The sequence below is a fragment of the Sinorhizobium mexicanum genome, assembly GCF_013488225.1.
Classification (GTDB): Bacteria; Pseudomonadota; Alphaproteobacteria; order Rhizobiales; family Rhizobiaceae; genus Sinorhizobium; species Sinorhizobium mexicanum.
On record NZ_CP041240.1, the window covers coordinates 288,627 to 309,010 of the forward strand.

Annotated in this window: 23 protein-coding genes and 1 pseudogene; 11 read left to right on the forward strand and 13 right to left on the reverse strand. The window is 58.7% G+C overall.

Going from position 1 to position 20,384, the window contains the following annotated elements:
- Positions 1-43 precede the first annotated feature (43 nt).
- A complete protein-coding gene (locus tag FKV68_RS23410; protein ID WP_180941999.1) occupies positions 44-397 on the reverse strand; it encodes a hypothetical protein in 354 nt (117 codons plus the stop codon).
- 136 nt (positions 398-533) lie between these two features.
- Here FKV68_RS23410 and FKV68_RS23415 point away from each other — a divergent pair, with 136 nt between their 5' ends.
- Positions 534-749: a hypothetical protein gene (locus FKV68_RS23415; protein WP_180942000.1), complete on the forward strand. Its 216-nt coding sequence runs from the start codon at positions 534-536 to the stop codon at positions 747-749.
- Here FKV68_RS23415 and FKV68_RS23420 read toward each other — a convergent pair.
- Entirely contained in the window at positions 736-1,053 is a 318-nt protein-coding gene (locus FKV68_RS23420) for a hypothetical protein (RefSeq protein ID WP_180942001.1), read from the reverse strand. The genes FKV68_RS23415 and FKV68_RS23420 overlap by 14 nt on opposite strands.
- Positions 1,020-1,343 carry a sunset domain-containing protein gene (locus FKV68_RS33340; protein WP_245181544.1) on the reverse strand — a complete coding sequence of 108 codons (324 nt, stop codon included), beginning with the start codon at positions 1,341-1,343 and terminating at the stop codon, positions 1,020-1,022. The genes FKV68_RS23420 and FKV68_RS33340 overlap by 34 nt, the downstream gene beginning before the upstream one ends.
- 225 nt (positions 1,344-1,568) lie before the next feature.
- Here FKV68_RS33340 and FKV68_RS23425 point away from each other — a divergent pair, with 225 nt between their 5' ends.
- The 7 genes from FKV68_RS23425 to FKV68_RS23455 all read left to right on the forward strand — a co-directional run bounded on the left by FKV68_RS23425 (position 1,569) and on the right by FKV68_RS23455 (position 5,939).
- Complete coding sequence (locus FKV68_RS23425; protein ID WP_180942002.1) at positions 1,569-2,018, forward strand: hypothetical protein; 450 nt, start codon at positions 1,569-1,571, stop codon at positions 2,016-2,018.
- Positions 2,019-2,048: 30 nt separating this feature from the next.
- Positions 2,049-2,219 (forward strand): hypothetical protein, encoded by a 171-nt coding sequence (locus tag FKV68_RS23430; protein WP_180942003.1) that lies wholly within the window; start codon positions 2,049-2,051, stop codon positions 2,217-2,219.
- Positions 2,220-2,264: 45 nt separating this feature from the next.
- Positions 2,265-2,978 carry an SOS response-associated peptidase gene (locus tag FKV68_RS23435; protein ID WP_180942004.1) on the forward strand — a complete coding sequence of 238 codons (714 nt, stop codon included), beginning with the start codon at positions 2,265-2,267 and terminating at the stop codon, positions 2,976-2,978.
- Complete coding sequence (locus tag FKV68_RS23440; RefSeq protein ID WP_180942005.1) at positions 2,975-3,481, forward strand: thermonuclease family protein; 507 nt, start codon at positions 2,975-2,977, stop codon at positions 3,479-3,481. Before FKV68_RS23435 ends, FKV68_RS23440 begins: the two co-directional genes overlap by 4 nt.
- Positions 3,482-4,075: 594 nt before the next feature.
- Positions 4,076-4,828, forward strand: coding sequence for a carbonic anhydrase (locus tag FKV68_RS23445; protein WP_180942006.1), 753 nt, complete (start codon positions 4,076-4,078; stop codon positions 4,826-4,828).
- 462 nt (positions 4,829-5,290) lie between these two features.
- Entirely contained in the window at positions 5,291-5,479 is a 189-nt protein-coding gene (locus tag FKV68_RS23450; protein WP_180942007.1) for a type II toxin-antitoxin system HicA family toxin, read from the forward strand.
- 1 nt (position 5,480) lies between these two features.
- Positions 5,481-5,939, forward strand: coding sequence for a type II toxin-antitoxin system HicB family antitoxin (locus FKV68_RS23455; protein ID WP_245181545.1), 459 nt, complete (start codon positions 5,481-5,483; stop codon positions 5,937-5,939).
- Positions 5,940-7,058: 1,119 nt separating this feature from the next.
- On the opposite strand, the gene groL is transcribed toward FKV68_RS23455, so the two are convergent.
- The 8 genes from groL to FKV68_RS23495 form a co-directional block, all read right to left on the reverse strand.
- On the reverse strand, positions 7,059-8,687 hold the full coding sequence (groL, locus tag FKV68_RS23460; RefSeq protein ID WP_180942008.1) for a chaperonin GroEL: 1,629 nt from the start codon (positions 8,685-8,687) through the stop codon (positions 7,059-7,061).
- A 39-nt stretch (positions 8,688-8,726) separates the two neighbouring features.
- The gene (gene groES / locus FKV68_RS23465) at positions 8,727-9,041 is read right to left on the reverse strand and encodes a co-chaperone GroES (protein WP_180942009.1); all 315 of its coding nucleotides are present in this window, start codon (positions 9,039-9,041) and stop codon (positions 8,727-8,729) included.
- 426 nt (positions 9,042-9,467) lie between these two features.
- The gene (gene nodD2, locus FKV68_RS23470) at positions 9,468-10,427 is read right to left on the reverse strand and encodes a transcriptional regulator NodD2 (RefSeq protein ID WP_180942010.1); all 960 of its coding nucleotides are present in this window, start codon (positions 10,425-10,427) and stop codon (positions 9,468-9,470) included.
- Between the two features lie 243 nt (positions 10,428-10,670).
- Complete coding sequence (locus FKV68_RS23475; protein WP_180942011.1) at positions 10,671-11,774, reverse strand: LLM class flavin-dependent oxidoreductase; 1,104 nt, start codon at positions 11,772-11,774, stop codon at positions 10,671-10,673.
- Between the two features lie 173 nt (positions 11,775-11,947).
- Positions 11,948-13,564 (reverse strand): SDR family oxidoreductase, encoded by a 1,617-nt coding sequence (locus FKV68_RS23480; protein WP_180942012.1) that lies wholly within the window; start codon positions 13,562-13,564, stop codon positions 11,948-11,950.
- A gap of 130 nt (positions 13,565-13,694) precedes the next feature.
- Positions 13,695-14,240: a nuclear transport factor 2 family protein gene (locus FKV68_RS23485; RefSeq protein WP_180942013.1), complete on the reverse strand. Its 546-nt coding sequence runs from the start codon at positions 14,238-14,240 to the stop codon at positions 13,695-13,697.
- Positions 14,241-14,460: 220 nt separating this feature from the next.
- Positions 14,461-14,712, reverse strand: coding sequence for a ferredoxin (locus FKV68_RS23490; RefSeq protein WP_180942014.1), 252 nt, complete (start codon positions 14,710-14,712; stop codon positions 14,461-14,463).
- A gap of 35 nt (positions 14,713-14,747) precedes the next feature.
- Complete coding sequence (locus tag FKV68_RS23495) at positions 14,748-15,926, reverse strand: cytochrome P450 (RefSeq protein ID WP_180942311.1); 1,179 nt, start codon at positions 15,924-15,926, stop codon at positions 14,748-14,750.
- A 778-nt stretch (positions 15,927-16,704) separates the two neighbouring features.
- On the opposite strand from FKV68_RS23495, the gene FKV68_RS23500 reads away from it, so the two are divergent.
- Positions 16,705-17,523 (forward strand): calcium-binding protein, encoded by an 819-nt coding sequence (locus tag FKV68_RS23500; RefSeq protein ID WP_180942015.1) that lies wholly within the window; start codon positions 16,705-16,707, stop codon positions 17,521-17,523.
- A gap of 162 nt (positions 17,524-17,685) precedes the next feature.
- Here FKV68_RS23500 and FKV68_RS23505 read toward each other — a convergent pair whose 3' ends face one another.
- Complete coding sequence (locus tag FKV68_RS23505; protein ID WP_245181607.1) at positions 17,686-17,865, reverse strand: site-specific integrase; 180 nt, start codon at positions 17,863-17,865, stop codon at positions 17,686-17,688.
- 64 nt (positions 17,866-17,929) lie between these two features.
- On the opposite strand from FKV68_RS23505, the pseudogene FKV68_RS23510 reads away from it, so the two are divergent.
- Positions 17,930-18,177: pseudogene (locus tag FKV68_RS23510) on the forward strand (aminotransferase class V-fold PLP-dependent enzyme); the annotation flags it as partial.
- A 20-nt stretch (positions 18,178-18,197) separates the two neighbouring features.
- Positions 18,198-18,950, forward strand: a complete 753-nt coding sequence (locus tag FKV68_RS23515; protein ID WP_342454811.1) for a sulfite exporter TauE/SafE family protein — start codon at positions 18,198-18,200, stop codon at positions 18,948-18,950.
- Positions 18,951-19,336: 386 nt separating this feature from the next.
- Here the strand turns inward: FKV68_RS23515 and FKV68_RS23520 are convergent, their stop codons facing one another.
- On the reverse strand, positions 19,337-20,056 hold the full coding sequence (locus FKV68_RS23520; RefSeq protein ID WP_180942016.1) for a GntR family transcriptional regulator: 720 nt from the start codon (positions 20,054-20,056) through the stop codon (positions 19,337-19,339).
- Positions 20,057-20,384 lie beyond the last annotated feature (328 nt).

Here is a 20,384-nt window from a genome sequence, read left to right on the forward strand (position 1 = left end):
AGACACCAGAGCGAGAGAACGCCTGCCAGCGCCCACTGCCGTACTAGCCGCCGTAAGGCTCACGGACGTACTGGACCTCGAATGCGGCCGTCAGCCCCGCCAGGACTTCCTGCGCGATGGCGTCCGTTGCGCCCGCCTTATCTTCGGCCTTGACGAATTGGGTGATTGTGCTCAGCGGGACGCGCCAGATAGCGTCAGCGATCTCGCGGGTCACCGCGTCCAAGGTCGCCTTGTCCGAACCTCGCCAGAAAACGTAATCGTGTCCGATGCGCAGGCAAAGATGAATAGCCACCGCCGCCGTGGCGCGCGCACGATCTGACAGCAGCATGCCCCGCAGCTCGCCGTCGATCTCCAGCAGAGGCGTCTTGATTGTCGCGGAACTCAGGTTTCGCTTCATGCGGCCATTAACGCACGGATCGAGAAAACCGTCGCATCGGCTATTGGGATGATCGCCCGGCGGCCGATACTCGCACTTTTGCGAGTAGCCATACTTTTTCTCCCCGCCTACCCTCGCCGTGGAAGGGAGATCTGGTATGGACTATATCGCAGAGATCAAGGGAATGACGGACGAGGAGCTCCGGGCGACCTGCATGTTGGCAGTAGCCCATTGCGTGACGGACGAGATGCTGGACGACTCCATGCCGCCCTACTGGATTGAGATCCTGAAGGAAATCTATGAGCGCGGCTGGGCGGGTGACAATCGGGAGATCATTGCCGAGAAACTGGCAGAGGCACCTACCACCTGCTAGCGTCGCGCTGACGCTCCTCGACCGCCCGGCGCATTGCGTCCTCGCGGCCACATTCGTATTTCTCCATGTAGTAGCGGATCATGGACTGCCGGCGCGCTTCATCCATGATGGAGTAAACGTTCCTGAATTGCCGCTCGGCTGCTGATTTTTTCTTGGACCGCCGAACGGGGCCAATGAGCCTAGACAGGGCAAAGTAAGCCAGCAGTCCAACAAAACTTCCAACCAACAGGGCGAGAACCGTTTCATAATTGAGGAAATCCCCAGGGCTGATCATCTGTACGCCTTCCGCCAGCCCGCGGCCCACGCCTCTTCCTCAGAGCAGAACCAGCGCTCCCCGTATTCCGGTCTTATTCGGGTCTCGGAGTAGTACTTCTGTCCAGGCACATGAAAAATACGCTCGCCTGAATCGATGCTGATATTGCCTTTGATGTCGCAGGGGGTTCCAATGCTGCCCAGACTGTCCCACTTGGCAATGAAGTCAGGTGCGGTGATGCCGCCGGCAGCACCTACCGCGACGGCCGCGATTACTAGCCCAGGCGCCGTTCGGAACACCGAGGGCTGCTGTGGCTTCCGACCTCTTTGGCGATAACTCATGCCCCAACTCCGGCAACTTCGCGCGCAGATGGTAATTCAGGGCACAAATTAGCAAAAGCTGCACAAATGGGTTAGTCGCCGCCAATGTGATCCTGCGGCAGCCATGCGGCATTGACTCCCCCTCATAAGGAGAACATAATAGGAACATTCATCGGCGCTGCGGCGCGCCAATCCGAAACCTGAAGGGGACCAACAACCGCTGCCTGCGGGCAGAGAAGGTGCGCCATGCGAACGTTCGAAGACGAGGTCCGAAACATGATTGCGGTCGATCTGACCGTCCTGTCACCCGATCGAAGACGCGCCATCGCCGGCCTCGATCAATATCGCCGCACCGTCGAGATCCACGGCGTGCAGGACGTTGCCGCCAAAATCGCTGAATCCTTCTGCTCCTTTGCCGTCTTCGATGGCGAGCAGGTGCTGCGCTACCCTGCGATTGCCCCTTTCATCACACAGACGCTGTATGCGATCCCGATCGAACTGCGACGCGCGGCATGCGACCGGGACCGGGTGAAGGCAGATCGGGCGCGCGTCAGCATGGCACAGATGATCTCGTCTGCATTGTTGCAGCGGTATCGCTTCGAACAACTGAAATGCGGCGTGGCGCCGTCGAGCACCGATTGGGACGGAGCCTTCGAAGAGCAGTTCGGTAGCGGCCGGAAGGCGGCTGAAGGTTGAAGCCGGCTTTTCAGCCAGGGAGCAATGAACATGAGCGATGAGGCAAGCGCTGCGACCAAGCCACGCCAGGATACGGCGCTCTACGTTCATTATTGCGAGTATCCCGGCTGCGCGAAATGGGGCGGCTTCGGGTTCGCTGCCGGCAAGGACGAGCCGCGATGGTTCTGCTTCGAGCATCGGCCAGAGTGGAAAGGATGTTGACGCCGGCAGCGGCCCCGATACCTTTGCCGCGATGGAGGAAAGCTGATGTGCGGACGCATCTACATCAAGAGCACGCTTGGAGACCTGCTGCGCAATTTCTCTTTCGCCGCGACTGAGCGCGTCGAAGGGCTTGCGAACCAGTTTCCGCGTTACAACGGCGCTCCGTCGCTCTATTACCCGATCATCATCCGCGACATGGTCCGAGAGCCAGACGTTTTCGGCCCCACCTTCGTCAGCGCGCGATGGGGGTTGATTCCGAGCTGGATCAAGGAGCAGAAGCCCGGCCGGCCGCCGCCAGTAAACGCGCGGTGCGAGGGCATCGCGAACAACGGCATGTTCAAGAAGGCCTACGCCAGCCGGCGTTGCTTGGTGCCGATCGACGGCTTCTTCGAATGGAAGGACATCTACGGCACGGGCAAGAACAAGCAGCCCTATGCCATCGCCATGCAGTCAGGCGGGCCATTCGCGCTCGCCGGCATCTGGGAGACCTGGCGGAATCCTGAGACCGACGAGGATATCCGCACCTTCTGTGTTATCACCTGCCCACCGAACGATATGATGGCAGCAATCCACGACCGCATGCCAGTCGTCCTGCATCCGGAGGATTACGAACGCTGGCTGTCGATCGAGCCGGATCCGTTCGACCTGATGAAGCCATTCCCGGCCGACCTGATGACGATGTGGCCGATTGACAAGAAGGTCGGCTCTCCGAGGAACGACACTGCAGATATCCTCGATCCCACAGAACCCGCCCAATGAAGCTTTCACATTTGTTACTCGTCGCGATCGCGCTCGGCGCCGCCCTGCCCGCCCGTTCTGCCGGTCCAATAACGGGCCGCGCCACTGTCATTGATGGAGATACGATCGAAATCAGAGGCGAGCGTATTCGCCTGAGCGGCGTCGACGCGCCGGAGAGCTGGCAGAAATGCGAGGATGGAGACGGCGGCATCTATCGCTGCGGCAAGGAGGCGGCGTTCGCACTCGATCGCTACCTCACCAGCTCCCCCCCTACCCGATGCGAGTTTGTCGAGCGTGATCGATATCAGCGGTTCGTGGGCGTGTGCTTTCGCAACGACGGTCGCGAGGTCAATCGCTGGCTTGTCGAGAGCGGCAATGCTGTGGATTGGGAGAGATACAGCAAAGGCGCGTACACCGGCGCCCAAGAGGTCGCGCGGTCACGAGGCGCCGGCATCTGGCGCGGCAAGTTCCAGTTGCCTTGCCAGGCGCGTGCGGAGCGTGCCAATCATGAGCCCTCTTGCTGACCGAGGAAGCGATGCCCGCCGACGAAACCCTTATAGACGACAAGACCGTAGATCAGGAAATCGGCGCCAAATACGTGCAGCACGCGAGGTGCTGGGCATGACTCAGTAGTTGCTGGCGAACGACGTGTGTTCCGGCAGATCCAGGAGTACGAGAATGGCAAAAACCGTGTCTCCGCGGCAATCCCGGTCCGGATCTGTCAGGCGATGCAGATCAGCCCGATGGGATCATCGGTGTGTGCTTCCCTCACGAAGGACCGACCGACGATCGAATTGGGTGTAGGAAAAATTGCGACGGCGGAGAGAAAGTTGGCCGGCGTCCAGCGGGCCTTGCGAGACGAGTGGGTGAACGCTGGGTCGCCTGGGCATGGCGGCTGCTTTCGCGGGCCTCTAGCCCGCCGAGAACATAAGAAAAGCTTCCCAATCCCCGCAAGCGGCGGAAGATGCCTCCAATCTGCCGTGCATGACTTTGCAACCTCTCGGTACCATGATAGTAGCGACGCACGGGGTAATCGGGGTTACTATTCTCCCAGTCCGTCACCGCTTTGACGACGCTCCATCTTCAATCGACTGCCGTCAGAATGAGACAGGATGACAATGGAAAGACGTAATTTTCTCAAAGGCATGGCGCTGCTTGCGGCATGCCCGCTCTGCGTGAAGCCGGCCTTTGCCGCCGAGGGCACCCACTGGGGCTATGAAGGCGACGCGGGGCCTGCTCGCTGGGGTTCCTTGAGCAAGGAGAACAGCGCCTGCGCGATGGGTTCACAGCAATCGCCGCTCGACATCACAGGCAGCATCGAGGCCGAACTTCCGGCTCTGGCAATCGACTGGAAAACGGGTGGTTCGATCGTCAACAACGGCCACACGATCCAAGTCAACACCGCGCCTGGCGGCCTGCTGCGCCGTGGCGACAGGGCCTACGAATTGCTGCAGTATCATTTCCACGCGCCGAGCGAACACTTGGTCAATGGCAGAAATTTCGCCATGGAGGTGCACTTTGTACACCGACATCGCGAATCGGAGGCGCTCGGTGTGCTGGGCGTGTTCCTGGTTCCTGGCGCCGCTAATCCGGCGTTCACCGCGTTGGCTGCGGCATTCCCCAAGCAAGCGGGACAAAAAAACCCGGTTGGCGGTGTCGATCCATCCGGCTTGCTGCCCCCTTCGCTCAAATACTGGTCCTACGAAGGGTCCCTGACTACGCCGCCGTGCAGTGAGATTGTCGATTGGATGATCGCGATGGATCCGGTTGAGGTCGATGCGGCGGATATAAAGAAGTTCACCGCGCTTTACTCGACAAATGCGCGGACAGCAGTTCCAAGGAATCGGCGCTACATTCTTCGCTCCGGCTAACTGGCCCCTGAGGGCGAGTCAGTAAATTGAGGCGCCACAACGATGGCATGCGCTGTGATGTGACCGCCTGTCGCGAGCGGGGCGTCATGCCAACGAACTCGCAAAGTCGCCAGCTACGCAGGAGGAATGATTTCGAACGTTCTTGTATCTTCATGGATTCCGGACGCCCACGCACTATTCTTGTCCTCCTCCCCTTCAGCGCTCCAACTCATTCAGCGCCGAATTCACGGGCGGTGATCGTCTCGCCGCCGGGATCCCCATCTGCCCGTAGTATCCTAGCGTGATCAAGCGCCGCTGCAGAGAGTGCCCGGTTTTGTCCATGGTTCACCTGGTTTGTCTAGGACGGAATTCTGTGAGATAAAGGAGCTGTTTTCCGCCCGCCCACACTCACTGGTTGACAGAGAGTTTAGATTTCCTCTACAGAACTGTAGACTTCCACAGAACTGTTAAAGAGCCTATCTTATGAATGCGGCCGAGCTCAAAAAACTTCTCACCAAACACGGCTGCAAGTTTGAAACCCATCGTGGGGGTAGCGGCCATCAGACTGTTCGTCGCGGGAACCGTAAGACAGTTTTCCCCGTTCATGGGAGTAGCAAGGAACTGGGAAAAGGTCTCGTGGCGAAGATTCTGAAAGACCTAGGAATTAAGTAACATGTCCCGTTTTTACGAACTCACACTCTCAATGGACGAGGCTGAGGATGGCACCATCTCGTGGATGGTAACCGCTCCGGCGTTTCCTGAAGTCACCACTTTTGGCGATACACAACCGAACGCTTGCCTGGAGGGGCTCAAAGCGATCGAAGAGGCTATCGCTGCGCGCATTGTGGACGGAGAAGAAATCCCACTGCCCTTGTCGGAAACCAAGGGTGTCGGCCGATATGTGGAAGTACCTGTCCTCACATTTCTTAAGTGCGGGCTCTACGTGATCTGCAAAGCCAAGGACGTTTCGCGCGCCGAATTGGCGCGTCGTCTCGGTTGGCATCGTGAACAGGTGGATCGCCTTTTCCGCCTTGATCACAAATCTCAGATGGATCAGATCGAAGCTGCTTATAAAGCCCTCGACGTGCCGCTCGACGTCAAGGTCGACTTTGATTTTCCAGCAGCGGCGTAGCGGCTGCTGAAGGTATCGACGATTTCAAAAGCCCGGGGCGAAACTCCGGGCTTTTCGCTTTTCAGTAGATACTGCGAGCCTTGTTCAGTTGAAGGTCTACGACGGATAACCAGCAGGACCGCCACGCCGGGAGGCAGCCATTTGTTAACCAAAATTGCTCATGGTCGGCGTCCCGGACCAAGAAACTTCGGAGCGCATGATGAGCTACGATTGGACTGGCGTGCGAACACGCCGAACAAGAATGCTGAGGATCGTTGGATTGATCCTGATGACGATGGCCGTAGTTGCCGTCTTAGGGGCCGTTTCGCTCTAGAAATCGTTGGCCGGTCACTTGAACGCTGGGTTTCGTTCGCCGCCGCGCCGGATTAGGCATGTCACGCCAACGGGTCTCGACCCTCTCAGGCATCTTTGCTTCTGTCACAGACAAATGAATGCGAACTGGCGGTCCCACAACGGGGGAAATTCTTGGAAGACGCAGACGCTGACTTCGAAATCGCGTGCTCGAAATGCGGCCTCAGAGCTAAACGCAGCATTTTCCAGTTAAAGTACGCCGAGACTTTCAAATGCGACGCATGCGGATCGACGCGAGCATTGGATAAGGAAAATCTCAAAGAGCTCATGCGCGAGGCGGATGCGAAGACCCGCCGGCTCTGGATCGACGGCAAACCGCCATGGCCTGGCTAGGTCACAAGCGGCACAAGAGAGCTCCAGGTTTGTCGCGGCGCTCCACATGGCGTCGATCTGTTCATCAGCCAGGCCCAGAGCCGCGCCGACCGACGAAATCAGGGTGTGCATCCGATGGAAGTTCGAGGCGCCGACGGCACTCACGTTGGCCGGACCGCTCACACCCTGACCCCTCGGGTTCGGGACGATCAACGCCACTGCCCGAGGCATTCCGGGCTGCTCGCTTGTCTCAAGAGTCGGCGGCGCTCCGCATAGTAACCCGAAATCAGCAGGTCTGGCAGCTTCGCCATCACTTATCGTGCAAACGGGTGAGGCTCATCGGTCCCCCCGAGAATCGCTGAAGCGTCAACAACCTCAGTATTCCCGGACAGGACCGAACGTGTATCTTATTGAAAGCTCCCGGCTAGTCGAGGCAGAATGCCGCTTCAGGCTTTCCTAGAAGTCCATCCCACCGCCCGGAGGGATTGCCGGCGGTGCGTCCTTCTTGGGCTTCTCGGCGATCATCGCTTCGGTGGTAACCAGCAGGCCGGCAATCGAGGCCGCATCCTGAAGCGCGGTACGGACGACCTTGGCCGGGTCGATCACGCCCATCGAGAAGAGGTCGCCGAATTCACCGGTCTGGGCGTTCCAGCCATAGGAGAGTTCCGGCTTCTCGCGCAGCTTGCCCACGATGATCGAGCCTTCCGCACCGGCGTTCTCGGCGATCTGCCGTACCGGAGCCTCAATGGCGCGGCGGACGATGTCGACACCGACCCGCTGATCGTCGTTGGCGGTCTGCACGCCATCTAGGGCCTTGACTGCACGCAGCAGTGCTACGCCGCCACCCGGCAGGATACCTTCCTCGACTGCCGCACGCGTTGCATGAAGCGCATCGTCGACGCGGTCCTTCCGTTCCTTCACTTCGACTTCAGTCAAGCCGCCGACGCGGATGACTGCGACGCCGCCGGCGAGCTTGGCAAGCCGCTCCTGCAGCTTCTCGCGATCATAGTCGGATGTCGTCTCTTCGATCTGCGCCTTGATCTGCGCGATGCGCCCATCAATGTCGGCTTTCGCGCCGGCGCCGTCGATGATCGTGGTGTTCTCCTTCTCGATCGAGACCTTCTTTGCACGGCCGAGCATGTCGAGCGTGACGTTTTCCAGCTTGATGCCGAGGTCCTCGGAGATCACGGTGCCTGCCGTCAGAATTGCTACATCCTCGAGCATGGCCTTACGCCGGTCGCCGAACCCAGGGGCCTTCACGGCCGCGACCTTCAGTCCGCCGCGCAGCTTGTTGACGACGAGTGCGGCCAGCGCTTCTCCTTCGACGTCCTCGGCGATGATGAGAAGCGGCTTACCCGATTGCACGACGGTTTCCAGAACCGGCAGCATCGCCTGCAGGTTGGAGAGCTTCTTTTCATGGATCAAGATGTAGGGATCCTCGAACTCCGCCCGCATCTTGTCCTGGTTCGTTATGAAGTAAGGCGAGATGTAACCCCGGTCGAACTGCATTCCCTCGACCACCTCGAGTTCCGTCTCCGCGGTCTTGGCTTCCTCGACCGTGATCACGCCGTCATTGCCGACCTTCTCCATCGCCTCTGCGAGGTAACGGCCGATCTCCGCGTCACCATTGGCCGAGATAGTGCCGACCTGGGCAATCTCCTCGTTCTTGGAAACGTCGCGCGCGTTGGCTTTCAGCTCGGCGACGAGCGTATCGACGGCGAGGTCGATGCCTCGTTTCAAATCCATCGGGTTCATGCCGGAGGCAACGGCCTTGGCGCCTTCCCTGACGATCGCCTGGGCGAGCACCGTTGCGGTCGTGGTGCCGTCGCCGGCAATGTCGCTCGTTTTCGACGCAACTTCGCGCAGCATCTGCGCGCCCATGTTCTCGAACTTGTCTTCGAGCTCGATCTCCTTCGCCACGGTAACGCCGTCCTTGGTGATGCGTGGCGCGCCGAAGGACTTGTCAATGACGACATTGCGGCCCTTAGGGCCAAGTGTCACCTTGACGGCGTTGGCAAGGGTGTCGACACCGCGCAGCATGCGTTCACGGGCATCGGAATGGAATTTTACTTCTTTGACAGGCATGGTTCACTCCTTCGCTGAACTTTGGTCGGTCGCACGCTCTCAAGCGACTTTCTTATCGGCGCCCAAATCTTCGATGACCCCGAGCACGTCGGCTTCCTTCAGGATGAGCAGGTCCTCGCCATCGACCTTGATCTCCGTGCCTGACCATTTTCCGAAGAGCACGCGATCTCCTACCTTGACGTCGAGCACCACGAGTTGACCCTGCTCGTTGCGAGCGCCCGGACCGACGGCGATCACTTCGCCTTCCTGCGGTTTTTCCTTGGCCGTATCCGGGATGATGATGCCGGCTTTGGTTTTCTCTTCGGACGTGACGCGGCGGATAAGAATGCGATCGTGGAGCGGTTGGAACTTCATGCCTTCCTCCTGGATAAACGGATCGATGAATGCCCTATGCCGGACCAATGGACTCCGTACGGGCAGCCCGTCCCGGCAACTGGCAGTAGTTGATCTGGTTGTGTCGAAAATCGAATTCAAGAGGAGGCGACCAACTTTTTAGCACTCTTCGGTGGAGAGTGCTAAAAAGTGCATTCCGCAAGCGCCGAGTGAGGGATGGCGCACGCGGACGACGACAGGCCCGCACGTTGGACCCGCGTCTGATTCTATCGCGACAACAGCTTAACCGAAGCGCGCTGGCCGCACGCTTCCGCAAGAGTATCCTCCGGCCTGCGCCGAGGATGCAATGTCGAGGGATTTCAAAAAGGGGAGAGCAATACCATCTTCATGGAAGGGCGCCGATGACGAAGCGCACTTTTTGCGAGCAGCGCCTCATCCGCGCGAGAGCTATTGAACGACGAGATCAAGTCCAGGAGCCTCCAGGAGTTCCGGGGCACGCGGCAAACCCATGCGGGACGCCTCCTGGAATAGCATCTCGCGCATCCACTGGCTTGCCGGATCGCTATCGTGAAGGGCCGGCCACTGAACGGCCTCGGTGAGCGGGGGAAGTGGCAGCGGAAGTTCGACGATCCGCAGCGGCATTGTCTTTGCGAAATGCTGCGCCAGCCGCAAGGGCACGGTCCCTATACGCTCGGTCCCCACCAGCATGGGCGGAATCATGCTGAAACCCTGTACGACAACCTCGACACGTCTCTTGAGACCGTGCTCGCGCAAATACCACCCTTCGATGGTGGGTCTCCGCATATTCCCGAATTTGACTGCAACATGCCCCATCGACATGTATCTCTCGAATGTAAGTGGCTCTGACAGTTGCTCGTTCGTCCGGCAGCCGACGCACACGAATTTATCCTCAAACAGTGCTGTGTGAGGATGCGTCGACATGAACACGTCCGGCATAATCAGAAAATCGATGTCGCCGCGCCGGAGAAGCTCCTCGAAGTCGTCGGCGAGTGGCAGACAATCAAAGCTGACTCCGGGAGCTTCTTGCGCCGCACGCTCCACGATCTTTTCAAAGAACACGAGGGTGACGTAATCGGAAAGGATGATCCTGAAGCAACGATCCGACTGGGCCGGGTTAAACGGTTGCCGGGAAACAATGGAGAGCTGGATGTGCAGCAGAGCCTCGCGCACCGCGGAGGCGAGTCCTTCAGCACGCGGTGTTGGAATAAATTCGCGGCCAGCCATTGTAAATAGCTCATCGCGGAAATAGGTGCGTAACCGGGCGACGGCCGCGCTCATCGCTGGCTGGCTCAGGTTGATGCTGCGTGCCGCCGCCGTGAGGTTCCGCTCGGCCATCAGAGCGTCGAGCGCGACGAGCAGATTTAGATCAAGACCCTTGAATCGCATATCTTCATCTATCCATAGCGTGGATGTATGCCATTCCAAACCACCAGTATTCTTAATTAGTAATACAATTGGTTCGAAATCAAGGCGGACGCCGGCAGACTTTCGTAGGGGTCAGCCGACGCGGTCGGATGACTGTTTTGTATCGCGGTTCGCTTCCGGTCCAGCCTTGCAGCGGATCCCGACAAGCCGCCCATGTCCAAAGGGCACACAGCACGGTCTGAGAGACGTTGCTTGAACCTGCGCCTACGCCGGCCGTATCGCTACCTCACGTCGAGCATGGCCGGATAGAGCCTCGGCCGGGCCGTTGCGCGTGACCGAGTTGACCGCGGGGATGATCTTGTCTCCCCAAAGCTCGATTTGCCGGAGCATCGTCTTCTGGTCGAAATCGCCCAACTGGGTCTGAATGGCGATCTGAGACGGTTTCAACACACTAATTTCTTCCAGCAGCCGGTCGATCACCCGATTCACACTGCCGATCGGCAGGTTATCGCGCATACTCTCGAACGACAGGTCCTGTTGCGTCGGGGTTTCCTCAAGCAGATAGCCGTCCCGGCTCTGCTGGCGGCGCTGATGCAACGCTTCAGACAGCCGTCGCTGGAAGCGGGCGTTGTCGAGATAGCTGTTGATCTCCGCCTCGTGGTCGCTGGCAAAGCAGCAGCGTAGCAGCGATATCTTGGCATTCGTGACATTCTTGCTCTCGGAAGCCGCTGCGTTCTCGATGCTTTTGCGCAGCGCACCTAAAGCATCCAAGCCGTCGTGAAATGCTGTGACGAACAAATTGTGGCCCTCGCGATAAGCCCTTCTCATCCTGCGCTCCGACCCGGCCGCGATCCAGATCGGCGGGGTCGGCTTTTGGATGGTGCGCACTGAAATCGCGGTGGGAGGTATTGTCTCATACTGGCCGTCATGCTCGAAGATCTCCTGGTTGAGCCCCTTGAGGAGGATGTCGAGGTATTCCGAAAAGACGGCCGGCGCCTCGTCGACATCGACGCCGAAGCGCTCGAACTCGAACTTCTGGTATCCAGAGCCGACGCCGAGCTCAAGGCGACCATTTGAGACGATATCGGTGAAGCCGACCTCGGAAAGCAGGCGCTGCGGTTGATAGAGCGGCAGTACGCAGACGGCGGTGCCCAGGCGAATTGTAGTCGTCAGGCCGGCACAATGCGCAACCATCATCAAGGGCGACGGCACCAGACTGTAGTTGTTGAAATGGTGCTCGGCGAACCACGCGGTGTTGAAGCCAGCCTGCTCGGAAAGCACCGCCTGTTCGATTGAGTTGCGGATGACTGTGTCGGACGATTGATGATAGCCGCGCTGGGCGGCAAGGATAAATGTCGCGAATTCCATGGCAATTCCTTCGGGTTGCGGAGAGGTTGTCCATCGGGCTGCTCGAGAGGTTCGCGAATGTCGTGGCCGCAATGGGCGATGTTTGCGGCCAACGGTTTTTCGGCAATTCGCCTGCCATTCGCGGTCGCGAGTTCCCTATGCCTGGGATTGTTTCGACGGGCCGCCGCAGCCGCCTAGGGCATAATCGGCAACCACTGGGCGGCCTTCGTTGGCTGTTCCTGATCACGGTCGCCCGCAAATCCGGCGTCGCCAAGACAAGTGCCGCCGTTCACGCAAAGGGTCGAACCGTTGACGTATGAGGCGTCAGGCGAAGCCAGGAAGAATGTTGCGTCAGCCATTTCTTCCGGCTTTCCTATCCCGGCCACTGGAATACTCGGCCGAAACCCTTTCGGCGCGATGCTGCCGACGTTTGCGGACTGGGCGACGGCCGGCGTGCTGGTGTGGCCCGACATGACGGCGGCTGTTCGAATGCCAACGGGCCCGAGTTCGGCCGCCATGCACCTCGTCAGGATTTCGATCCCCGCTTGGGATGCTTCATAGGCGTGGCGCGGCGCGAAGGGCAGAAAGGTGTGGGTCGTGCCGACATTCAGGATCACGCCGCCGGCGCGCATCGTCTTGATCGCTTCACGCGCGCAGATGAAGGCGCCGGTGAGATTGACATCCAGGACGCGTTTGATCTCATCTGTTGTTTGTTGGAGGCCTGGGACAAAACTGTCGACCACAACAGTAGCGTTGACGAGGACGTCTAGCCTGGCGAAGCGCACTCGCAGCTCCTCGAACAGCGCCACCACGTCACTCTCGACGGCAACGTCCACGGATTTCGCCATATGCTTGCCACCGAGAGAGCCGGCGAGCTTTGCCGCTGCGGCACCATCTTTATCAACAATGACGACAGTATCGCCGTTTGCGGCAAAACGGCGAGCGACGGCCGCGCCTATACCGTTCGCCCCGCCTGTCACAAGCACGACTCGCGCACCGACGTGTCCGGCCGGGCCGAAGAGTTCGGCTCTTGGCGTCCCATCCGCCGACAGGTTCGCATTACCCGGCTGGTTGAAGGACGTCCAACCACCGTCAACGGTCAGCACCGAACCGTTGATGTAATCCGCGTCCCGGCTAGCCAGAAACCGCACCGTCCGGGCGATCTCGTCGGCATGCGCCATCCGCCCCATCGGCACGCGTCGGCGAACAGCGGCGAGATCCGCCGCGCCGGCGCGTTCCAGTTGCTCGACCATCGGCGTGTGCACATAGCCCGGCGCTACCGCCGCCACGCGGATGCCGCGCGGCGCCAACTCGCACGCCAAAGATTTCGTGATCGAGATCAGGCCCGCTTTGGAGGCGGCGTAGGCGTTGCGTTTGGGATTGCCTACCACGCCCGCCAGCGAGGCCACGTTGACGATGACAGCGCCAGGCTCCAACCGCCGTGCCGCTTCCCGCGCCATGACGTAAGGCCCGATCAGGTTTACTGCCAAGACGCGTCGGAAAGCGTCGACATTGGTGTCGACGGTCGCATCCATGCTAGGCCCGACAGCCGCGTTATTGACGACCACGTCGATGCGCGCGAACTGTGTTTCGACCCGGTTATAAAGCGCAACAATATCCTCCTCTCGCGAGACATCGAACTCAAGTCCGAGATGCGGGAGGCCGAGACCGCGGGCAAATTCAAGGATGCCGCTGCCCGGGAGGTCTACGGCGACGACAGTGCCTCCGTCCGCGGCAAAAGCATTGACCAGGGCACGGCCGATTCCACCTGCAGCGCCTGTAATGATGACGACGCGCTCTGCTTGCTTCATGAGATACGTTCTCCTGACCAGCGTTGGCGATTTCAGGGTAAGGACCGCGTCGCGGTACAGCAGCCCGTGGTGGTGACGACCAGCTCCGCCCCGGTTCGACGCAGCGCGTTCCAGCCCAGCAGCGATTGCCTCACTTTCTCGCTCTTGGAGGGGTGCGGTGTTTCCTAAGCGCGTAGACCGGATCGTCCGGATGCGATACTCCGATCGGCCGGCGGAGACCGAACCGCTCTATCTCCGAGGCCGTCTGCGGGCTCTGCTCCTCGAGCCAATCGTAGACGACCGTGCGTTCGGCAATTCGCCACTCCCCTTCCCTCTTTTGAAACAGGTCACAGTATCGACCGCAAAGCAGAACCTGCCGGATCGTCCTGCCGCCGTCCGGTCCGCGTTGGAGCGCGGTGAAGTAGCTCTCGACGGCGGCCTCTCCCGGGCCGATGAACTCGATCAGAACGTTCGTGATCTGATGGATGTTGCGCGGTTCGGTTTTAAAGACACCGAGCGCGAACTCAATGAAGCCTTCGGCCGAGCCGGCATAGGCCCCGTGGTTGTCATAGGCATCCGGCCAGTAGGAGCTGCGCAGCGCCGCCTCATCCGCGCGGTCTATCCCCCGGCAGTATCGATAGAGGCAGTCGCGGATCGCCTCCCGGTCAAGTAATTCGACGATTTTTTTGTGGTCCATGGCTTGGTAGCAGGTTCTGAGATTGAAGTGGCGCTTTTGCGTATCCGTATACGCAGCAACGATTTCGGACTAAGGCAGCCGCACTGCAGCCAAAAACGGCCTGCCGCTGCGCACCGATGTGAAACACCTCAGTGCCGAAGGCGTTGACACTGTTGGGTGGTTTCACGCACGCGGTGTCTGGATAGAGGCCATGTGCCGTCCTGCGCCGGCGAAACTCTATTTAGGTGTTAAACCCTCCACAGGCTTGATTGAACAAAAACCGATCAAGCAACGCATCGAATGCACGATCGATTTCAAGCGCACGTTCGGGGCAGGATCGAGCGCCTCGTGTCGCGAGTAGTTCGTCCCGCTCCGCGACCTCGATGTCACCGGGTAGGATGTAGCCCTCGTCATCCAATTTGAAGACGTCCGGCGCATGCGCCCAGCAGCGAGCATGCCCTTGGCATTTGTCATTGTGGACGATGATGCGCATGCGGTACCTCCATGTCTTTGCTCCCTCGCCTATATTCAGGACCAGTCCAGAATCAGATTTTCGATTCCGAACACATGGCCGCCATAGGTGATGGGGGCCGTGTCTTCCTTGATACGGAAGTCAGGGATGCGGGACAGCCACTCCTCCAGACCGATGACGATCTCCCGCCGGGCGAGGTGCGAGCCAAGACAACGATGGGGACCATAGGCGAAGGCGGTGTGGCGGTTGTCTTCCCGTGCCAAATCGATCGTGTTCGGGTTCTCGAATTCTGCCGGATCGCGATTGGCGATCATCGTGGCACAGGAAATGTAGTCCCCCTTGCGGATCGGCGCGCCTTCGAAGTCGATGTCTTTCTTTGCCACGCGGATCATTTGCACGGTGGAATAGGCGCGCAGCAATTCTTCGGCCGCGAGCCCAATTCGATCCGGTTCTCTCCGCAGCAATTGCTGGTCTTTCGGATTACGAGCGAGGTAGGCCAAGTCAAATCCTATTGCCGTTGCGACCGTGTCGAGGCCGGCGACGAACACAAGTACGCCAATGCCACGGACTTCCTCATCGGTCAGCGATCGACCATCGACCTTAGCCTCCACGATGAAGGTCATGAAATCGTCGGTCGGTTCCTTGCGGCGCACGGCCGCAAGGTCATCGATGAACGCCACAATCGTCCGGGCGGCTGCCGTTCGCTTGACGCCCTCGCCGTGGAGCAGATCCTTCCCCCAGCCGACGAATGTGTCGAGCCGTTCATCCGGTAGGCCAAGAAAGCGAAGGAAAATATTGACCGCAAAGGGAAAAGCGAAATCCGTCATAACGTCGCAGCTTGTGCTCGCCGCGGAGATCCCGTCGATCAACACGATCGCGCGCTCACGGATGGCCGGTTCCAGAACCATCACCCGCTTGGGCGACAACAGCGGATTGAGCAGCGAACGAAAGATACCATGGGCTGGTGGGTCGAGTTCCAGCGGTATCATCGGCCAGTTTTCGCCGAGCGCGGAGGCGAAGATGCTGCGATGGCTGGAAAATGTTGCGGTGTCGTGCAGTACCCTGCGCTGGTCCTTGGCACGCGTAATGACCCAGGTACCCCGGCCGTCGCGAGTGTTGTTGGGAGAATAAAAGATGGACGGCGCGTCATGGGCGCAGGCGACAGCTGCGTGAGGATCCCCGTCTGGCGTGGGCCCCATGCCGGGCGACGTGAACAAACTGAAATCCCTTACCATTTCCGGCGGGACATGATCTGGAATCGGCTTGCTCACGACTTGGTTTCCCCTCAAGGTCATGCACTTATGCGCTCGATTGAAATCACCCGGCGATCCTCGATGTTAATTACTGGTGCGGCCCGTCACAGGCGCCTCGAGATTCCGCTGCACGATGCGCCGACCCACGCACCAGCGCGGATGAGATCGTCGCTAATTTGAGCAGCACAGTATCCTGGTCGGGCCCCTGGTCCATGAAGGACCGCCATCAGCTTACGCGCGTTGAAAGTCAGATGCTGATCAATCACCCGTTAGCTCCTTGAGGCACTGCAGACATCCGCCCTGCAAAATTATCGAAGCAAGTTGCGTGCCGTTGACCCGGAACCACTTGTCCACACCGGCGCCTATGTCTCTTCGGCAACTGTTTTGGTCCGGTTTGCGACATACTTGTTCTGCTTCGGACACACGGAGGCTGGCGGATCGACACGCGCCGGGGAACGCATGCAAACGCCGCGATCCAATCCAAACTCAAACACTCGCCTAAACGTGAGCCGGTGTAAGCCGGATGAAATGCCCTGCCATCAAACACTTGAGCACTATCTGGATGACTACCTCCACGCGGGAGGCTTCAGATCAAGTTCAGATCACTGGTCATGTAGGTTCCAATTTGCGGCGAAGCGCACGTGGATGCATCCGCTATGTCGATGTGTGCTATCCAAACAATCAATTACTCCAATTGCCCGATACGGCATATGAATGAGTCCAGTGGCGTCGTGGGGCTGTTTCATAAAGAGGACTCGCGATGGAAAAGACAATTCAGGGCGGCCAGGGCAGCAACAGTCTCTTTGGCAGCAATGGTGATGATGTGATAGTCGATCCCACGGGAAATGACTGGATCGACGGTCGCGCCGGCAGCGACTCCATCTCGGCCGGCGAGGGCAATGACCGAGTCTTCGGTGGCGTGGGCAATGACCACGTCTTTGGCGACGAGGGCAACGACTACCTCTACGGCGACCTTGGCCGCGGCAACCCGCGCATCCCTGCTCCGGCCATCCTCGGCGCGGACAACGACAAGCTCTACGGCGGCCCCGGCGACGACGCCCTCTTCGCGGGCGACGGCAGGGACTCTTTGACCGGAGGTGCCGGCCACGACACCTTTGTGTTCCAGTTCCACAACCCGCTTCCCGGGTTTGATCAAAACTACGGGCCGAACGCGGAGGACCACACCACCATTGTGGATTTTGACCCAGCGCAAGATACTTTCGCCTTCGATGCGGTAGGCCTTGGCAGCGATGGTCTTGAAGCTAATTTCGTTAATCACGCCGGGCCTGGCAATCAGGTGGATACCTTCTACAGCGGCCCCGCCAATGGCGCGAACGGCGAGCACGTCGTAGTGATCACTGATCACAGTTTCGCCGACGGCTCGGCCGCAGCCAGGGATATCTCCGGCGAGGCTGCAGGCGATATCATTGCCTATTTCGATAATAGGACCATGACGGCGGATCTGGGTTATGTTACCTCCGAAAACCACGTGGAGGACTTCGCGCACCTGGGCAACGTGCAAAGTTTGCTCCACCTGGCCGGCCTGGGCCTGACCGCGTCGGATTTCATGTTCTGTTGATCCAGAAAACCCATGCGGAATTGCGCCGCGCCCCCCAAGCGCAGCGCTTTCCCTTTCCGCTCCCTTGACCGTGGGCCATCCAGGAGCAGGCGCACTGTTGTTCAGTTGATCAAGCTCTGCACATTGCGTCGGCTGCAGACCCAACCCTAATCGAGCCTATGATCACATTCGGAGAAAATCATAACTCCACCATCTGGCGAGCAGATGCCGCAGCGTGTGCACGCTGATCCGCTTGGTCAATGCGGTCGCCTCGGTCGCCGAACGGCAGGCGGCATGGATTATCTGCACATCGATTAGCTTATCGCCCCGTCCGGGAACTTGCCAGTCCTTGAGGCGTTCCAAGCGCCAAGGTTCACCCCAAAATACCATCGCCGCCGTAACCGCCGGGCTCTCCCAAACCGCAGTCGATCAATTCGGAAATCCTTCGTCGAGGCACGTTTTTTGCTCCTCGGTTAGGGCCGCGGTGGAGAAAGACGCGCCGGCAGATGCAAGCGCTGATAGGCATGGAGTTCAACTATGATATCGCCTTCACCTCGGGCGGGACTGAAAGTCATGAAGCAGTAATACTTTCGGCAGTTGAGGTGATGTCTGAACGCACAGAGGATTGTGCTTTCCGCGGTCGAGCATCCGGCAGTGGTCACGCGCTGCACGCATCAAGGAAGTGACCCGAGAAAGTGGGCAAGCCGTTGGATACTGAAGTGATCGGGCTCGCGGCAGCCTTCCTTGTCATCGCATTGGTATATGCGGCAGTCGGGCAGGCTGGAGCGTCGGGCTATATCGCCGCAATGGCACTTGTCGGTTTCGCCCCGGCGGCCATGAAGACTACAGCCCTTGCCCTGAACCTCTTGGTCGCCGCGATCGGCACGTTCCATTTCATGAAGTCTGGACGCTTATCGTGGCGGAATATCTATCCTTTTGTCATTTTGGGATTCCCTTTCTCCCTGGTCGGCGGAGCCGTTCATCTTCAGAAAGAACTTTACTATCCGATTGTGGGTGTGATCCTCGTGCTCTCTGCGGCCCAAATGGTCCGGTCTGCACTTCGCAAAGGTGCAACTGTCGCCTCACCAAGCGTGCCGCCCTTCTGGCCTGCTTTAGCGACAGGAGCTATTATCGGTTTCTTCGCGGGGACAACCGGTACGGGCGGCGGCGTGTTCCTTGCCCCATTAATGCTGGTTATGAATTGGGGAAGCGCGCATCAAACAGCGGCTACAACAGCAGCTTATAATCTGATCAACTCTGCCGCCGCCTTGATAGGCGCCTATGCCTATTGGAATGCCCTGCCAACATCGTTGCCATTTTGGTTATTTTCCGTAGCGGTGGGCGGATCGATCGGCGCATTCGTTGGAAGCCGATATCTGGCAGATCGTTGGTTGCGCGCGATCCTCGCTGCTCTTTTGCTGATGTCGGGCCTCAAGCTGCTTTGGTAGCGAGGCGTGAGCCTGCGCAAAGCCAGCTGGATTATGCCGAATGCCGCATCAAAAAAGCTAGCATTACAGCGACTGAACTCGGCCGAGCGGCAAAGGCTTACGACACAATGGGTGTTGGACTAACCCGCTCCGCCACGGGCGGAGCGGGAAGGAGGGCATGTATTCAGCAGGAGCCCCAACTTGCTCCAATCGGACAGCGGAGCTCGCCCGATTGACGGAGATCCTGAAGCGGAACGCATAAGGATGCGCTCCTACCGAATCCCCAGTGGACGATTGGGCATACCTTGGATGTTGCAGCTATGTGCCCGGTGAACTTAATTGGAAGGGATGAGTTCCTCCTGGTGTAGGCCTGGACCTGCTTTCCCTCCTTGGAACGAGGGATTAACTCACAAGCTTCTCGCTACAAGGGGGAAGCTTGTGAGCCAGCGTGTGTTCATATCCTGCACGACACGCGGCAGAGCACCTCGTTCTAAGTCGAGGTGGCTCATTAATGCGGATTCCACCACGCCCGGTGCGCTGCCGAGTTGGAGCATCGCGTCCGTTAGTGTTGCGATGCTTCTCCCGAAAGAAGGTGAAAGCTCAGATGCGGCTATTTCCATGCGTACGGAGTGAGTGCAAAAACAGAACTTGTCGATGATTTTGCACATCTCGCAATTCGATGCTGTCTGGGCGATTTCGGTGAAAATCGCTTCCGCTCCAAGTGCGAGTTTGGCCGGCGTCGATTCATTAGGCGGGGCGCAATGGCAGGTAGCCTGAGGCCGTACGCGCGCTAAAGCGAAGGTAAGAATTTCGCGTGCCACGGCATATGAGTCCAACAGAGCCCACTCGATAAGGGGCCTCGTGAAGTAGCCCTTTTGGGGAAGGGATATGATCTTTCCTTCAGCTGCAAGTCGGATAAGTGCTTCGCGGAGGGGAGTTCGGCCAATCTTGAGTTTCAACGCCAGGTCCCTGTCGCTGAGATGCTGTCCCGGCACCAAGGCGTGGCTGCAGAGCAATTGAACTACTGCATCGTAGGCTGCGTCGGCCTTTCCACGCGCCGCCGGTTCGGTGGGAAATTTTGATAGGTCTATTCCATGACACTGGGCGGCCTTTTCACAGAACCACATCTCTGCGCTCTCCTTTGTCGACGTTTTTGAACGATATCCAAACGGCATGCCAGAAAGTTCGTTCTGTCACACGCCCCATATATTTGGCGACAACAATTAATAGATGTTTTGTGATTCTGTTTATGACATCGTCATATTGCAACAATAATTGTCACAAATAATGCATTGTCAATGCGATATATTTTTAAATATATTGATGTGATATTATTACGTATCTTGCGACGATCCTAGCTGCAAATTCACCGGGGTGGAATTCAGCGCGAGGATATTCTCCGAAATATACCTGATTAGACTATTGCTTTTGACAAAAAATGCATTCAGCCTTGGC

Coding starts and splice junctions, on each gene's coding strand:
- FKV68_RS23500 (WP_180942015.1), top strand. CDS start 16,705: ATGGAAAAGACAATTCAGGGCGGCCAGGGCAGCAACAGTCTCTTTGGC.
- groL (WP_180942008.1), bottom strand. CDS start 8,687: ATGCCTGTCAAAGAAGTAAAATTCCATTCCGATGCCCGTGAACGCATG.
- FKV68_RS23450 (WP_180942007.1), top strand. CDS start 5,291: ATGAATGCGGCCGAGCTCAAAAAACTTCTCACCAAACACGGCTGCAAG.
- FKV68_RS23495 (WP_180942311.1), bottom strand. CDS start 15,926: ATGGTAAGGGATTTCAGTTTGTTCACGTCGCCCGGCATGGGGCCCACG.
- FKV68_RS23415 (WP_180942000.1), top strand. CDS start 534: ATGGACTATATCGCAGAGATCAAGGGAATGACGGACGAGGAGCTCCGG.
- FKV68_RS23485 (WP_180942013.1), bottom strand. CDS start 14,240: ATGGACCACAAAAAAATCGTCGAATTACTTGACCGGGAGGCGATCCGC.
- FKV68_RS23520 (WP_180942016.1), bottom strand. CDS start 20,056: ATGTGGTTCTGTGAAAAGGCCGCCCAGTGTCATGGAATAGACCTATCA.
- FKV68_RS23425 (WP_180942002.1), top strand. CDS start 1,569: ATGCGAACGTTCGAAGACGAGGTCCGAAACATGATTGCGGTCGATCTG.
- FKV68_RS33340 (WP_245181544.1), bottom strand. CDS start 1,343: ATGAGTTATCGCCAAAGAGGTCGGAAGCCACAGCAGCCCTCGGTGTTC.
- FKV68_RS23445 (WP_180942006.1), top strand. CDS start 4,076: ATGGAAAGACGTAATTTTCTCAAAGGCATGGCGCTGCTTGCGGCATGC.
- nodD2 (WP_180942010.1), bottom strand. CDS start 10,427: ATGCGATTCAAGGGTCTTGATCTAAATCTGCTCGTCGCGCTCGACGCT.
- FKV68_RS23435 (WP_180942004.1), top strand. CDS start 2,265: ATGTGCGGACGCATCTACATCAAGAGCACGCTTGGAGACCTGCTGCGC.
- groES (WP_180942009.1), bottom strand. CDS start 9,041: ATGAAGTTCCAACCGCTCCACGATCGCATTCTTATCCGCCGCGTCACG.
- FKV68_RS23430 (WP_180942003.1), top strand. CDS start 2,049: ATGAGCGATGAGGCAAGCGCTGCGACCAAGCCACGCCAGGATACGGCG.
- FKV68_RS23440 (WP_180942005.1), top strand. CDS start 2,975: ATGAAGCTTTCACATTTGTTACTCGTCGCGATCGCGCTCGGCGCCGCC.
- FKV68_RS23480 (WP_180942012.1), bottom strand. CDS start 13,564: ATGAAGCAAGCAGAGCGCGTCGTCATCATTACAGGCGCTGCAGGTGGA.
- FKV68_RS23490 (WP_180942014.1), bottom strand. CDS start 14,712: ATGCGCATCATCGTCCACAATGACAAATGCCAAGGGCATGCTCGCTGC.
- FKV68_RS23475 (WP_180942011.1), bottom strand. CDS start 11,774: ATGGAATTCGCGACATTTATCCTTGCCGCCCAGCGCGGCTATCATCAA.
- FKV68_RS23410 (WP_180941999.1), bottom strand. CDS start 397: ATGAAGCGAAACCTGAGTTCCGCGACAATCAAGACGCCTCTGCTGGAG.
- FKV68_RS23455 (WP_245181545.1), top strand. CDS start 5,481: ATGTCCCGTTTTTACGAACTCACACTCTCAATGGACGAGGCTGAGGAT.